Below are 15,110 nucleotides of genomic sequence, written 5' to 3' on the forward strand. Positions count from 1 at the left end.
CTCAAACCTGCAAATGACAAACTATTGGTCATTTGAAGGTTTTTGTGTGCGCTGCCTGTACACGAACAGCTCATGCTCTGGTCAACTAAAACCGGACACAATAATTTTATATTTAAAATACTTCCTAAAAATTAACGACAATGCCATGCTTATTCAAATAGAATCCAATCGCACTTTCAGAGGCTATAATCATAAGCGCTGGCAAACCCTCAACTTGCAATTCAGTAGATAAAAAACTCAATTGCCCTATATCGTCACCACTTGTCAAAGCTCCACAATTAGGCGGATGAGAATGCCACTCTCCGACATAAGTGACAATTCCCGCAGTCCTATTTTTACAATCATCAAGGATGCTTTCTGAATCATACGCTCCTCTAGTAAAACTAGACGGAGTCGACTCACTATTTTCAGGTGCAGGACAAGCGTTGACCAGTGTTATAGTTTTATCCTTCTGATCAACAATTCCAAAGATAATTCCCCCTGTTTCATTAGGTAGAGAATCGCTTCGAAAGGCAGTAATCTTTTTTAAAAATCCATCATCCCAAATAACTTCCCAGTTATTAAGAAATATTGAACGACAAGGGAACACAGGAATGTCGTAAAAAGATATTGCTCCTGAGTTATCGTGGTAATCCCAAACACAAATTTTTGCTTCGTTACACGACGATTTTTTCCTTATTTGACGAGCTAACGTAGCTGCATGAATATGTACAAGTTCATTCGATAACGACAGCGTTACTTCGCGACAGTCAGCCCCAACCCAATGGCGTCCAACATGGCCTGATAAATGCTCTTCTCCCCAATCTTCATTTAGAATGGCGCGATAGTATTGTGCTTCCAAACTATTACAGCGTATCTCTCTATGCTTATCTTCAAGCAGCATTACAGATGCTGAACCCGAAGGCGTAATAAATGCACTGACTGTTCGTGGGAAACTATCGCTACGCGAAACAACTCTAGGAACATGCAATGTTGTTGTAACATCAACGAGAAAATGAGACTTTTCGATTTTATCATTTAGCACTTTGTCTTCAGACAAAATGCTAGTTACGAATGCTTTAGATTGTGAGTTAACTTTTTCTGAATGAATACTATTGACCAACGAATTGACCACAACTGCTTTTGGAAAACCGACCGCAGAGTTCGAAGAGATATGCCTCACGAGATTGTGAGCCTGAATTGTGTCATCATCAACATATGCCCATTCCCCCCAACATTCCCTTCCCCATATTTCAGCCAACATTCCTCCAAGCGCACCTGCTCCAGCAATAATACCTGCTGGGCCGCCGTCATCTGGAGTAATATCAGAATACTGCCTAATCTCCTCTTCATTTGGGTAACATTTGACATTCACAGGAAATATTGAAACCGACTTCCACTGATCACTTTCACTTCCCCCCATAACATCCCTATACCATTTATTCTCCTCTTTAGCCTTAAACAATACAGAAAGGCTTTGACCCAATATGCCAATACCAGCGTCAACCATAAACCCCTGAACTTCTAGCTTCTGAACAATGCCTAGCCGAGATCTTGGAATACCAAGTAGAACCAGAACGAACTCCTTGCTACCTTGCTCTTTTACTTGAAGCCCCTTGTCAGTAACATGCTTTAAAACAGTTTCTTTCAAAGGTTGAACGACACTGCTCCCCCTTCGGCTCAAAAGGTCTTCTAGCCCTCCCAAAGTAAACGGATATTCCTCAATTGGCCCATTCTCTATTGCATCCAAAACAACTGAAACCGAAAGGCAGTAGGGTGCTTCTTTTTTCAAAGAATCAGTATATGAGCCAATTAGAGTTTGCGTTTTTACGCCCTCGAAATTGACACCTTGAAAAACCAACTCTTTCTCTAGGCTATCTTCTGATAGGATCAATAGGACACCCACTCTCCATTGACATCATACCGAACATCCCCTACGATTAATGACTGTATTTATACACAGTTACGGTAACCCTATGACGACAGCACGGAAGCATCAAGTCTCCATCAGTGACACACCCTATTATCACGTTATGTCCCGCTGTGTTCGTCGCTCCTACCTGTGTGGTACAGATATTCATACCGGGCAATGCTACGAACACCGGCGCGAATGGATTGCAGAGCGTATTCGCTTACTCTCCACCATTTTTGCTATCGATATCTGCAGTTACGCCGTAATGAGTAACCATTACCATATCGTAATCAAAATTGATGCCCAAGCACCGCAAAGCTGGAGCTTTGACGAAGTCATTCAGCGCTGGCTATGCTTGTACAAAGGCCCTTTTTTGGTACAAAAATATCAAAAAGGCGAAACCCTCGATACCGCAGAACAACGCGTACTCGAAGATACTGTAGAAGATTGGCGTACACGCCTTGGCAGCTTAAGCGCGTTTATGCAGCAACTAAATCAAGTCATCGCACGCCAAGCGAACCAAGAAGAACGCTGCACTGGCCGATTCTGGGAGGGGCGATTTAAATCTCAAGCCTTATTGACCGAGGAGGCTCTGTTAACCGCTATGGCCTACGTGGATTTAAACCCCATACGCGCAAAAATGGCCGAGTCACCCGAAACTTCTGAACACACCAGCGTTCAAGAGCGAATAAACCCTCGCTTTGAACTGAAACAAGCTTTAACCCACAATCCGGATATCAACCCTCATCACTTCAGCCGCTTTCCCGTTAAAAAATTAGCTGTTTTTGAGGGGAATATTCGGTCTGATATACAACACGGCGTATTATTCGATATCAAAGATTACCTCACGTTAGTGGATACGACTGGCCGTATTCAGCGTAAAGATAAGCGCGGTTACATCGCCAATGAATCTCTACCCATTCTGCAACGGCTAGGCATTGACGCTGACGACTGGGTGGATAACACACAGAAATTTGAAGCGATCTTCTATAAAAAATTCCATTATAGGCGGCGAGATAAAAACGTCGCTTAGTCCTTTAATAAACTCACTGCAATTAAAACGGGTTCACGCTAGCCAGGCTCTGCCGATGGTTTAATCAGCGTGATTCGTGCTCGTACGCGCCACTCTTCCAGTATTTACAGTTATTACCTTAGGATTTTGATCTTACGTGTTTCGCCCAATGGGTTTTTCGCAACTTTTCTATGAGTGCGTGTCCCCTCTAAATCACTAAATCACGGTCAGCAAAAACATTCTACAAATGCTTATCCAAAAACGTCTCTACCTCCTGAAAATATTTTTTCCGGTAAGAATACTTACTGATAGAATGATCTCCATCTTTAAAGCGTATGCTGTATACGTTCTTGTTACTTTTTTTCAATTTTTTATAGAGTCTATTTGATTGCGCTACTGGCACCTCCACATCCTTAATTCCGTGTATAATGAGAACCGGCTGGGTAATTTTTTCAGTGAGGTTCACAGGGGAGGAATCATGTAGTTCTTTCCGATTTGACCAACGACCACCGAAGAACATATTCACGAACTTACTACTGTAGCCATATACAAACATATTATGAGTTGACCAATCGACAAGATCAGTAATACCCGCCACACTAATACCGCACTTATATAATTCCGGTTTATTTGCCATAGCCATCAGCGCAGAGTAGCCCCCAAAACCTTTACCCATAATACACACCCTGCTTGCGTCAACATTCTGAGTTTGAATTAACCAACGGGTTGCATCTTCGATATCATGCTGTATCGACACATTGTAGTTATGCTTGGCTTTTAATAAAAAGTCTATTCCGTAACCAGATGAACCTCGATAGTTTACTTGTAACACCGTGAATCCGCGGTCCGCCAAAAATGCTGGCATCAAATCGAAAGTTTCCCTGTCTTTTCCAAATGGGCTAGCATGAGGAATAACTACAACCGATGAAGACGAAGTGCTGTCTGCATTAGTCGGACTAGTTACAAAAACCTCCAGATCAAGGTCGTCACGAGCTTTAATTTGATGGCGCTTTCGCTCCGACGTTTTCGCCTCCATAAGCTCAGGGTACGAGCTTCCTATATAGCTTAGGGCTTTAGTTTTTCGGTCCCCCAAAAAAAACGCGCCCGGGGACTCGGGTGTTGAGTGAAAAACAACATATTTGGTCTCATCTCGGCTGACGCTTACAATAGCATTCGATCCTGGCAATGCTGTGTCTATCATTTTTTTAAGGGACGCATATGACTTATCCCAGTAGGTAGCACTAAAACCATCATAGCTATGATAAATACCCACAGGCCTTCCATCTTTTGGAGAAGTAATTAAGCTACCATCCAAATCATAACGATCATGCGCAGCGAGCAAGGCGAATTGATGCTCATCCTTAGACATATCAATAGTGTACACTGCAGTGCGATTCTCGTGGAGACCGCTGACATACATAATCGGCTTCCCCGGGTCAAACCCAAGAGGGTAGATAAATTTCGGATGAGAGTCGACTGTTTCATACCCCACCATAGAGTAGCTCCACACCAGTGATTGCGCTGGATTATTGTAGTCACGATAGTAGATGCGCCGTAAATCCCTGTCATAGTTGACAGCTGCAAAATATCGTCCGGTAACATCACTGACTAAATCGGTTCTGAATCCTGGGTAGGAAATGACTTTCTCGTAAGATACGCCAAATTTCTTTTTGGTCTTCCCTAAACGTTTGCTGTCAATGTTATATTTATAAACCGACGGATCTCCTACTCTGGAAAATAAAATATGATCAGGGTCTGTGTCCAGCCAATTAACTATTTGGCGTACCGGGTAGAGTGCGTGCTCAGGCGGGATCATTCGTTCAACCATTTCTCCAGCATAATGCCCGATATAAAGTTGTTTAGAATACGTGTTATATTTTTTGTTTCGGGAAGCAACACGAGTACCTTGGATAAAATGCTCATCGTCAATCCACTTGCTCCAGGTTAAATACCAACTATCATCCGTATCTTTTAGAATGACATTGAATTTTTTTTTGTCAATCTCATAACTGACTAGGCTGGAGATATCATTCTCCCCTCGATTTGCCAACAGTTTTGTTCCCTCTGGTGAAATTCTGACGTTTGACCACGCAGGCTCTCGGACAAAATTTTCAATAGGCGTTTTTCCATCAACGGACGAATAACAATCCAAGGGGATAAAAAAGCTAAGCAGGATGATATCAACTAGCATCTTCATATAAATTTCATACTTTTTAGTCATGTGGATTAAAGTTCTATAGTTGAATTGAAAATAAAATTTGACAACACCTAAAATAAAATTGAAAATTTCGCAGTAGATTTCAACCACAATTTTTCACAAGAAAACGCTAATAGCCTTGGCCAATATGGATTCCAAGGAAGGGGTTCTGTAGATAGATTAAAAGCACTAAAACCTCCTCATATCTTATCAGCCAATAAATTTTTGGGTAACCTTTTTTTGAGGGGACAGGCCATACATTTGACGTTCAACCCCAACCTTATAATCAACCGATTACTGGTTTCCCGACGCCGTAACTGCCTGCCCTGATCTAATGACACAGAACACATTGATAACACTAATATAGTGGACAGCCACGTTAAAGAAGCCACTAGGCACCCTTTTATAGCTGTGTGGGCCACTGGCGGAATAGAGTACCCCGATTTGACCGCACTCGGTAACCCACCGCCAAAACGCTATCTAAATTGTATTGGTTCAGCAGCCGTTCCCGGTCCCACGCACCTTCTAGGGCAACTGTCCGACTCTTTACACGGAATAGCCGGATAGCGGCTCCTGGCTCCAGCTCACCGTCACTATAGATATTATTAATGTGCTCTCTAATGGTCTTAGGCGGCTTTTCGTACAACCCAGCCAAATGTTGTTGCGTAAGCCATAGGCTTTCATCAACCATTTTAATTGCAGCTGCATGTGACCATCGGGGCTGGTAAAAAAAGGCTATGGGCAATGTGCTCTTCATGCGACCAGCTCGCCGTTAGTAGGGGTTAACCATGGCTCTTTGTTAGTCATCGCTGGGCCTTGGGTTGGCTTGTTTAAATGCGGCGAAATCGACAATATTTGAGCCGGTGACCTTTGTGGCGTTTTTGCTTGGCGCAGGGTTTAGCGGCTTGGCTGTTGTTGCTATTTGAGGGGCTGTGGCGAGCTTATCTAGCAGTGTAAACATTTCTTCGTGGGGCATAATCCACGTGTTTTGGGCTTTCACTTTACAGGGGCGCTCGGCCATGCTGGCCGACACCGATGGTGGGTACAGGTTGGGTACAAGTAACTCTTCGCTATGGAGCACATGCTCAATATCAGCCTTCAACTGGTTAAGGGTACCCAGTACCGAGCGGTCGGTTGTAGTGTCGCAGTAAAGGTGGGTATTTATGGCGGCGGCTGCGGTGTCTAGCTGCGTTTGGTTGGCGTTTAGTTTAAGCAAGGCGTTCATAAATACATCTTCAAAGCGCCATTGTAGGCTGGCGAAATCGGGCTTGGTTAAACAGGGAATAAACACCGGAAAGCGTGTGGCATTGTGTACCAGCAATACGCAGTTGCGGCGCTGCAGGGTAATTAGGTTAGCGTGCCAGTCGCCTAACGGCGAGGCTTGGTCGTTGCCCGCCACCGGCGCATTACTTTCGCTGGATGATGGCAGTAATCCGTTTTCCGCTAGCGGTAATTTGGCCCAGAGTTTTTTAGTGCAATGAATGGTAATCATAAGTGGTTTGTTCGTTGTACTGTTAAAAGCTGTTATTTTGTATAGCAGGGTTTTGTATAGCAAGGTTTAGTGCAATAGGGCCCTAGTAAGGGCTTTAGCCAGAGCCTTTTTGCATACGGTTTTACTTGCTTCTTTATGTACTGCGTTACTTCCCATTAACGCTCGTTATCCGCTTTATGTTGCGGCCCCATTCGGGTTTGAGCGATGAACATGTGTTTTTTTCACTGCTCTTTTTATGGAATAGATTAAGCCTAAACCTCTGCCGTTAAGCTGTTTAACATTACCTTGCTCTGTTCAACTCGCGTTGCTTGCCCTACTCCCAGAGCTTTTGAGAAGGTACGAGCACGGTTAACGCTGTTAAGCCTGTGATTTTGGTGTTTTTATTCTAATTCTTTTCGGCCGCCCCAACGCGCGTGCAATAGCGCGAAGCCCCCGCCAATGACGCATAAGCGCGCTGTTCAGCGCCGTATTATGCCAACAGCCGGGCTTGCCAAATAGCCTTTTCGCCGTGTTTTTGGCTAATGTGTCTATCTAGCCACCCTCTATGTGAATGTCCAGCCACCCTCGTGGGAAGATAACTAGGCGTACCAGCGTTGCGGTCGGAAGTTTTGGTTACGGCTCCAGAAAACGGGCGGAACCTAGGAGAATGGCCGAGGTAGCCACAAAGACTTATGGAGAAAGAACTACCTATGAAGCCTAAGCCTGCAACTAGATTGAATACTAGGCTCACCTAAATCATTGATTTTATTAGGGTACGGGTTAGCCGCTAGCGTTGTCGCTTTCACTAATAACCCCGTATCGGCAGACATAAAAAAAGCCGCTTAATGCGGCTTTTTTCGTATAACGAACCCTACATTTACTTCTTGCGTGGTATCAGGGATACGTTATAAACCTTGGCTTCTCGAGCCGCGTCAGCAATAGCGACGTAGCTAGAGGTTGAAGCATGTTCATGTGCCATAACCACTACACCGCCCTCTGGGCTTTCGGCGCTCTTCTGTGCAATCAATGACCGAACCGAACGAATATCGACGCGACGCTGATCGATGAAAATTTCATCGTTGGCGTTAATCTGCACCAGAATACTCTTACTTTCAGTTTCGGGTGGTGGCAGGTTATCGGTATTCTCTGGAACATTCACATCGAGAGACTTTTCTTTAATAAAGGAAGCCGTCACGATGAAGAAGATAAGCATGATAAACACCACGTCCAGCATTGGTGTCAAATCGATCTCAGCCTTGTCCTCGGCCGATTGTTTATGTTTTCTACGACTCACGTTAGATTCTCCAAAATCGAGTTAATATCGCTGCGAGCTTGGCTGCACGCGCTTGCTGCAACACAGCAATTGGCCGCCATCGGCGAAGAACGCATTCTACACGAACTTTTTGGCAACTGCCCCCCCTTTACAGATTAGGTTGATATAGGCCCAAATTTCGTTAATTTCAAATACGCTCGGTTAGGGGTAAGTGTAGCTGCTCTGGGCACGAATTGGGCTGTGCCAACCTAAAACCAACCCCTATCAGCCGTACACACCTCTTCTGGCGTAACCAGCTAATCTGCATTAAACGCTGAAAGTCGGAAAATGAAAAGAGGTCTGAGTTTCGCCCCAGGGAGGTTTCCACGGTTGTCTGTTCAAAATTATCGAATTTAAGCTTTACAAATTTCTTGCTGACGAAGTATCGACCCGCGATTTTGTCGTAACGCTGTTTAAGGCCATCGAGTAAATCAGGGAGGGATTTGGACAAATCACTGGCCGATTCCAAATCGGTTGGGAAGGTGCGCTCAATACTGATCGACTTTCTTTCTTGGCGCGGAGCGACTTCCGACTCATCAATACCTTTAGCCATACGAATGAATCGCTCAAACGAACCACCAAACTCACGCAACAGCCTATTAGTATCACAATTGCGAATATCTTGGCAGTTGTACAAACCGTACCTTGCCAGCTTGTCCGCCGTTACCTTGCCTACGCCGGGAAGACGCGAAAGCGATAAATTACCGACAAACGATTCAATATTTGCGGGTGAAACGGTAAATAGTCCATCGGGTTTATTCCAATCACTCGCGATTTTGGCAACAAATTTTACCGGTGCGATACCCGCAGAAACAGCTATACCCAGCTCCCGGGCAACCGTCTGGCGAATATCAGCGGCGATCAAGGTTGCACTACCTTTACATTGCTCACTGTTCGATACATCTATGTAGGCCTCATCAAGGGAAAGCGGTTCCATTTTTTCGCTATACCGAGAAAAGATATCGAGCATTTGGGCAGAGGCCTGCCGATACAATTCAAAATTAGGTTTTACAATGTGTAGGCTGGGGCAAAGCCTTTTTGCATAAGCAGAAGCCATTGCCGAGCGCACACCGTATTGCCGTGCCATATAATTACAGGTGGCAATAACTCCCCGCCCATTAGGATCTCCACCCACGGCAAGTGGAATATCCGCTAAATCGGGATTTTCCTTCATTTCTAGGGCCGCAAAAAAGCAATCGGCGTCAATATGAATGATTTTTTTCATTGTTTACGACTGTAGGGCAGCGATAAGAAGACTATACCGGCGATAAATATACCGTTTTAATAAGTTTACCACAGCGAAACTGTTTGCACATACAGTGGTATGTGCAGGGTGCTATCCCGCCTCCCCATATTTATGCGATAAAACTTTTTGGACTCTTTGCCGCTAAACCGTCGTGAATAGTGAAAAAATGATTTTTGCCCGATTTATTGAATTGAGTATCTATTCGCTGTAAGCAAATGCCTGCGGGCCCACCTATTAATGGATTTTAGCCTCTGCGCTACTTGGGAAGCCTTAATGTACGGTGTACGGCGGGCGGCGCAGCGAAAGGCTTATCGTCTTTCCAAATAGGCCAATGCTGCAATAAGGTTTGCTAAGCCGTGCCCTTTGGGGTTTTGTGTGCGGTTCATGCACGGCGGTAAAAATTTTCGCCAGGCCAACAGATTGTCTGTAAATTTTGTCTTGGGCACGAACCCCCACACAAAAACAGAGGCCATAAGCCATTAATTGCGGTGCCCTTACTTAAATATCGACTAAAACGGGTTTTCGATTGGTTTCGCACTCGCTTAGGCCATCGTTTTCTCGCTAAACCACTTATTACAACGATTTCGCCAACCCGTGTGCAAAAGCTCAGCGGGCTAACGCTTAAATCCATCGAGCGACGCCACATGAACACAAAAAACTTCACGGCATACCGCTCGTAAACATCTCGTTCACGGCCTTTAGCTTTATCAAAAAACGGTTTAATTTGTAAATACCAAAGCAAACTAAGCACATTGAAACAAAAAACGTCATTTACTCACTAAAATTAACGAAAATATCGGCCAGGAAGCAACAGAAAAACGTCTGATTATTTGTTTTTTACAAATTTTTTAGGAGCCTAAAACCACAAAAATATTCTCTTTTGGGGAGCCACAATTGCCGCTGCGTTGTTAACAGTTTTTTCCAAAAATTTTCGCCGTAAGTGCATTTTTTTTAGCTTCTTAGAAAAAATTGGGTTTTTTTTTAAAAAAACACTGGTAATTGTACGTAAATCGATGAAAAAACTTGAATTTTTCTTGTTATTTCGTAATGTAGTGCTACAACTTTCATTAGTACAACCAACAATAGGGTAAGGGTAATAATTATGGCCGCTAAAAAAGCAAAAGTGGTAGATCCTGTAGCCGCGCTCGAAAAGGAACTCGCTGCGCTTAAAGGCAAATTAGAAAAAGCACGCGCCGCTCAGCTCAAGTCTGCTGAAGCAACTGTTAAATCTGCCACAACCAAAGCCTCCGCCGCTGCGAAAAAAGCCTCTTCAGCTAAATCTAAAGTTGCTTCCATTCGCGCTAAAAAGAAATCTGCCGCACAATCCAAGCAACTTGCCGCAGCTCGTAAGGTAGCCAGTGCTGCCAACAACGTTGCCACCCAAGCAAAAGCTGAACTCAGCAGCGCCAAAGCTACTCTAGCGGCAGCTGCCAAAGCTGCTGCGCAGGCGAGCACTCTGGCAAAAGCAGTTGCCAAACAAGAAGCTTCTTACCTGAAGAAGGTTCAAGCAGCCGCGAAAGCCGCCGCCAAGAAAGAAGCCGCCGCCGCGAGCGTTGCTGCTCGCAAAGCCGCTATTCGTGAGAAAGCCGCTGCTAAAAAAGCCGCTGCCAAAGCTAAAATAGCAACCAAAAAAGCTGCTGCTAAGCTTAAAGCTGCTGCTAAAAAGGCTGCCGCCGCCGCTAAAGCTAAAGCAAAGAAGGCTGTAACCAAGGCGAAAGCGAAAAAAGCCGCACCTAAGAAGGCCGCCGCGAAAAAAGCCGCCCCTAAGAAGAAGGCTGCAGCCAAAAAACCGGCTGGTAAGCGAGGTCGTCCTGCGGCCAAAAAAGCGGCTCCGAAAAAAGCCGCTGGTAAGCGAGGTCGCCCTGCGGCCAAAAAAGCGGCTCCGAAAAAAGCCGCCGCTAAAAAAGCCGGTGTAAAGCGTCGTGGTCGTCCACCTAAGAAGTAAAGCTTCACGGACAACTAAAAACGGCGCCATTCGGCGCCGTTTTTTTATGTAGCAACAAAAGAACACCGCCAACAATTGATTTTTGCCTCTGCGCGGCCCGGCAAGCGTTGGTACAAGGTGGTTTGCGTAAAGGAAGTGGTTACCTGTCTAAGTAAATCAGCGCTGCAATAAGGCTGCCAAGGCCGTACACGCCTAAAGCCCCCAACACAGACTCTAAAAGCAGAAACACTAAGGCCGGGCTTTAAGCTTAACAGCGGGTTCTACACCTTCGGAAATTACGCAGTTAGCCCGATACTGTAGCTTACGCCCCGAAAGACTCCGCGCATCAAAATCCCAGTTAAACTCAGCTGCTTCTCCTTCATAAGCAATGGGTTCTACGTTATCGGGCGTTATCGGCTTCATTTGTATCATTAGTGCTGTTTTTTCTTTGTATTTTTCCAGGCAAAGGTGGCGAAACCGAACTTTCCTTTTTTCACTTTGTTCCGCTAGCCGCTGCTCCTCAGCCAGCCTAATTTGCTCCACTTCCTCTGCTGACAGTACTTCAATTACAACCGGCTTGGTGGTGAGGGTCTCTTTCGTTGTTCCGTCAACCATTTCATTGTATGAGCGACCATCAGCCTTACGACAACGAATGATAAAAATGGGCTTCCCCGGCTGACTCTGATCCAGATCCAAGCTACCCCGCAATATCTCTGTACACACATCCAATTTTTCGGCCGCCAGAGCCGATTCTTTTAAGTCTAGGTATAATTTGTGGTATTTAGTCGGAAGCCAAAGCCGAGATTCATCTAACGCGACTGCCGAACCCCCGATAAACCCAGAAAGCATGACCGCTCCACCGAATAGAATATTGCGACGTTGCATCATGAGCCCCTCGGTTAGAACGAATAAAAACAGACACTGAAAGGCATCGATGAGTTAAATCGATGCCTTCATCTCACGTTAATAATAGTGTAAGTAGGCGCGAAAGGGGGGAGAGCTTGGCCGCTCGCTTGCCCAGGGCTGTTAGACTAGCCTAGGGCAATCAACGTGTTGTAATCTAATTTTTCTCTCGGGGATATTGAAAGGCGGTCAAATTCGAAATTCCAGTGTACAAGTAGCCTAGCCAAGGCACGAGCCTGCTCGTCTAAACTTTTTAGTTCTTCTAGCGTACCTTTCGGCCCGGTATACAGTTTTACTTTTCGATGATTGGAAGCAAAGGCCTGATCGGGGTAGGACATACGATAAACTTCAAGCTTCCAACGCAGGTTGTGGACCATGTTGCGGTAGTACTCAAGCTTAGTGTTCACCGAAATTTTGTGTACATCTTCCAGTTCGCCAAACACGGTAAAATCGGTTCCAAACACCATAACCGATTTGCAATGAGGGTCGGCAACAATGGTTGCTGTTCTTTGATGATCGATAAGAATAGCCAAGTCGCCAAAAACTTCGCCTGGCGTAATGTAATTCACCACTTTGCGATCGCTTTCACCACTGCCGACAACTACCGCTAGCTGTCCCCTTAAAAGAAAGTAGAGCCACTGATCGTTTTGCCCCTGCTCCATCAACACTTCGCCGGGTCGGTATTCAATGACGCGCGAATAACTCATTAGCAAGTCGTACTGGTACTGATCCTGCTGTTTAATTGCTTTGTAGAAAGGAATAGAAGATAACAGTGTATCCAGCGATTCCTGACGATATTTATGTAATGGATGAACTTCCATAAGTCAGTGGCCTAAGGTCTTTCGAAATTAAAGATCAGCGAAGGATTGTTCTTGAAACATAGACGATTTACCGTGCCACGAGTCAATCTAGGCGCCCTTCGGCTGACAATTTTCCATTTTTGTAGCCTGAATCACGCCCGACTCGCCAGGGACGGCCATTCTACTTCGAACAATTCCATTTTGGCACCCTACTCTACTCAATAACCGCTACTGCCACCGGGCGCACATGTATGCATTACTCAAAACCGGCTCCTTTACCCTCCCCGGTTTGAGATAAGGAAGAATTGGTGTACAGTAGTACTTTAGTTTCAGATTGATTGGCTGCCCTCTTCTAATGGCGCATGTTTCCCGATTAATTCTGTATAAGATATGTGACAACGGAGACAACTAAGAAAGCGGCAAAAGCTGCCCGTAATTTCTTAGAACGACAGGGACAGTACACCATAAAAAAAAACATCAGGGTAAGTATCAAACAGGCTACGAGACTCATATGTGTAAAAAAAATATTCTACGCTACCTCAAGTACAAACTATTCATTGTTGTCGCGCTCTTGTTCACCTCTCATTCCTTCGCCGACACTTTGTTAAATGGTATTGCTATCCACTCCGAACTCGGAAAAGACCGCTTCATTGCCGGGCTTTCAACCTCTTCCTTGTCGTCCGACTCGCGCGAGATTTTACTAGCCGCTGGAGACAAGCAGATACAGGTTCGAATTCTAGCCAGCCGCTTATCCGCTCGCAGCTTTAAGCGAATGTGGATTGAAGGTATGGCCATTAACTCCAGCTCAGCCGAACTAACAGCAAACGCCCAAAACATGGCCGACTTCAGTAACATGCTGAAGATAAAACTGATTGCGGGAGATATTTTTACTATTAGTCGCCAGGGGGAATCGGTAAACGTTATTCTCAACGGCACACAGTTAGGTGAAATATCCAGTACCGTGTTTTTCGACCTGCTGCTACGCACCTGGATTGGCCCTGTACCGCTATCTTCAAACTTTAGAGACGATTTGCTCGTTGCCGGTAACATTGATGACGCCTTACTTTCACAGTTCGACTCAACCCTGCCGAGCGACGAGCGTATAGCCGCCGTGCAAAATGCCGTTGAGTCTCAACCCAAGCCGGTATCAAAGGTTGCGGCGGCTGCACCGGCCATTGACGTTGTTCCAGACGTAGGCGTGCCCGCTCCGCCCGCCATTGCTGCGCCGGCAGCCGTGGGAGCGGCTGCGGCAAAACCCGACATACAGGCCCCTACCCCACAACCCGTTGTACAGACCCCAACACCCGCTCCAGCGAAGCCTAAGCCTACTCCAGTACCCGTTCAGCAAGCGCTGTTAAACGCCGATTTGGTAGAGGAAGAAGAAGACGATTTCGACTTCACCGCCGAAAGCCTGCTAGGGCAACAGTTATACATTGCCAAGCTTAAAAAATGGACTTACAAGTACATCGAATACCCCCGAAGGGCACTAGAACGCTCTTGGCAAGGTAACGTACGCCTGAGTGTTACTGTCAATCGCGCAGGCGTCGTTCAGGAGGTGGTCGTTGTGGAAGAGTCTCAGCACTCCACTCTAACCAAGGCCGCCGTAAAGGCGACAAAGAAAGCCAGCCCTTTCCCAGGTATGCCTAAAGAGATATCGGGTAATAGCTTCACCTTCACTCTACCGGTGGTTTTCAAGCTTAAGCAATAAACCTTCGCCCCACACAAAAAAAGCCGCGCCTTTTGGGCTGCGGCTTTTTTGTGTGTATTTGAAAGCGATATTAACGACGAGCAGCTAATTTTTCTAAGCGCTCCAGCACTACGCGCTGTATGTCCTTTACGTCCATTTCAGATAACTTTGGCAAATGTGCCAAGTTCAGCATGTGTAGGTGTAAACAGGGCGTATCGGCGTTAAGTTCACGTAAATCACCCTTCATAAGCACCGGCAAAAAAGGCTTATCTTGCGGACGCTTTTGATTGATTAGCTTCAACCCCACTTCCAATGGCACGGCTCGGCCACAGCTATCTTCAGACTTTAAGGGCAATATGATGTTCAAACGATTGGACTCACCCTCGGGGTCGGCGGGTACAATAAACAAGCCGGTTGGGCGAACAGTCTCTTCGATAATACCGTGCAGTGTGTCGTGATGAGCATAGGGGTTAGGAAGAATAACCAGCTTTCTGTTTTCTTCTTTTGGGAAAAAAATATTGTAATTGGTATAGAGCTGCTCGACTGAACCAGAGTAAACACACAACTGGTTTTCAAATCCCATTACAAAATCTTGAGCTTTCTGCCGCTTATTAAAATTGTCTAAATCCCAAACAAGATCTTTATTGTCCATACAAAACAGACTCTA

Annotated in this window: 12 protein-coding genes; 3 read left to right on the top strand and 9 right to left on the bottom strand. The window is 45.5% G+C overall.

Translation table 11 applies throughout. From position 1 onward, the window contains the following. Positions 1 to 124 precede the first annotated feature (124 nt). Positions 125 to 1,873, bottom strand: coding sequence for an anti-phage 6A-MBL system cap2_3 protein (gene cap2-3 / locus H5336_RS06035; RefSeq protein WP_185232364.1), 1,749 nt, complete (start codon positions 1,871 to 1,873; stop codon positions 125 to 127). Between the two features lie 82 nt (positions 1,874 to 1,955). Between cap2-3 and H5336_RS06040 the strand changes: the two genes are divergently transcribed. After that, positions 1,956 to 2,924 (top strand): transposase, encoded by a 969-nt coding sequence (locus H5336_RS06040; protein ID WP_185232366.1) that lies wholly within the window; start codon positions 1,956 to 1,958, stop codon positions 2,922 to 2,924. Positions 2,925 to 3,144: 220 nt separating this feature from the next. Here the strand turns inward: H5336_RS06040 and H5336_RS23595 are convergent, their stop codons facing one another. The 5 genes from H5336_RS23595 to dinB all read right to left on the bottom strand — a co-directional run bounded on the left by H5336_RS23595 (position 3,145) and on the right by dinB (position 9,108). Further along, on the bottom strand, positions 3,145 to 5,211 hold the full coding sequence (locus H5336_RS23595) for an alpha/beta hydrolase family protein (RefSeq protein ID WP_185232368.1): 2,067 nt from the start codon (positions 5,209 to 5,211) through the stop codon (positions 3,145 to 3,147). 292 nt (positions 5,212 to 5,503) lie between these two features. Further along, entirely contained in the window at positions 5,504 to 5,791 is a 288-nt protein-coding gene (gene rhuM / locus H5336_RS06050; RefSeq protein ID WP_185232370.1) for a RhuM family protein, read from the bottom strand. A gap of 108 nt (positions 5,792 to 5,899) precedes the next feature. Beyond that, a complete protein-coding gene (locus tag H5336_RS06055; protein ID WP_185232372.1) occupies positions 5,900 to 6,592 on the bottom strand; it encodes a DUF6933 domain-containing protein in 693 nt (230 codons plus the stop codon). An 856-nt stretch (positions 6,593 to 7,448) separates the two neighbouring features. After that, on the bottom strand, positions 7,449 to 7,865 hold the full coding sequence (locus H5336_RS06060) for an ExbD/TolR family protein (RefSeq protein ID WP_185232374.1): 417 nt from the start codon (positions 7,863 to 7,865) through the stop codon (positions 7,449 to 7,451). Positions 7,866 to 8,031: 166 nt separating this feature from the next. After that, the gene (gene dinB, locus H5336_RS06065) at positions 8,032 to 9,108 is read right to left on the bottom strand and encodes a DNA polymerase IV (protein WP_185232376.1); all 1,077 of its coding nucleotides are present in this window, start codon (positions 9,106 to 9,108) and stop codon (positions 8,032 to 8,034) included. 1,123 nt (positions 9,109 to 10,231) lie between these two features. On the opposite strand from dinB, the gene H5336_RS06070 reads away from it, so the two are divergent. Then, a complete protein-coding gene (locus H5336_RS06070) occupies positions 10,232 to 11,074 on the top strand; it encodes a hypothetical protein (RefSeq protein ID WP_185232378.1) in 843 nt (280 codons plus the stop codon). Positions 11,075 to 11,302: 228 nt separating this feature from the next. On the opposite strand, the gene H5336_RS06075 is transcribed toward H5336_RS06070, so the two are convergent. Together H5336_RS06075 and H5336_RS06080 are read right to left on the bottom strand one after the other, a co-directional pair. Continuing rightward, on the bottom strand, positions 11,303 to 11,941 hold the full coding sequence (locus H5336_RS06075) for a hypothetical protein (RefSeq protein WP_185232380.1): 639 nt from the start codon (positions 11,939 to 11,941) through the stop codon (positions 11,303 to 11,305). Between the two features lie 143 nt (positions 11,942 to 12,084). After that, a complete protein-coding gene (locus H5336_RS06080; protein ID WP_185232382.1) occupies positions 12,085 to 12,777 on the bottom strand; it encodes a cyclic nucleotide-binding domain-containing protein in 693 nt (230 codons plus the stop codon). 490 nt (positions 12,778 to 13,267) lie between these two features. Here H5336_RS06080 and H5336_RS06085 point away from each other — a divergent pair, with 490 nt between their 5' ends. Beyond that, positions 13,268 to 14,464 carry a TonB family protein gene (locus H5336_RS06085; protein ID WP_185232384.1) on the top strand — a complete coding sequence of 399 codons (1,197 nt, stop codon included), beginning with the start codon at positions 13,268 to 13,270 and terminating at the stop codon, positions 14,462 to 14,464. 70 nt (positions 14,465 to 14,534) lie between these two features. On the opposite strand, the gene H5336_RS06090 is transcribed toward H5336_RS06085, so the two are convergent. Continuing rightward, the gene (locus tag H5336_RS06090; protein ID WP_185232386.1) at positions 14,535 to 15,095 is read right to left on the bottom strand and encodes a hypothetical protein; all 561 of its coding nucleotides are present in this window, start codon (positions 15,093 to 15,095) and stop codon (positions 14,535 to 14,537) included. Between the last annotated feature and the right edge of the window lie 15 nt (positions 15,096 to 15,110).

It is taken from the genome of Teredinibacter franksiae (assembly GCF_014218805.1).
GTDB classification, from domain to species: domain Bacteria; phylum Pseudomonadota; class Gammaproteobacteria; order Pseudomonadales; family Cellvibrionaceae; genus Teredinibacter; species Teredinibacter franksiae.